The following is a 356-nucleotide window of genomic DNA, read 5'->3' as shown; positions in this document are numbered from 1 at the left end:
GAGATGTACGCCGAGCCGTCCACGTCGTTCGGAGACATCGCCCGGTACTTCGCCCAGGAGGGTATCCTGGTGTATGACAAGGAATTGCGCCGGGGCTTCATTTCTCAAATGCTCCGCAACCCGATTTATGCCCAGGCTGACCTGGAGCTGTACGAGTTTTTCAAGGGCCAGGGGGCCGTGGTGGTGAACGAGGCAGCGGACTTCGCCGGGACAAACGGCTGCTATCTCTACCAGGGCCGGGACGTGCAGGAACGAAAAAACAAGGAGCTGAAAAATCAAATCCTTGTACTGGCCCCCAGCGAGGGCATTGTTCCCGCCGATACCTGGCTGCGGTGCAGGAAAAAGCTGATGGCGAA

The 356-nt window shown here is 58.1% G+C and carries 1 protein-coding gene; it reads left to right on the top strand.

What is annotated here, in order from left to right:
• On the top strand, window positions 1-356 hold a 356-nt coding region (locus D1646_RS24115; RefSeq protein ID WP_201754814.1), incomplete at both ends, for a recombinase family protein.

Source organism: Pseudoflavonifractor sp. 60, assembly GCF_009911645.1.
In the GTDB taxonomy this organism is placed as follows: domain Bacteria; phylum Bacillota; class Clostridia; order Oscillospirales; family Oscillospiraceae; genus Lawsonibacter.
This window is presented reverse-complemented; position numbering and strand designations above follow the sequence as displayed.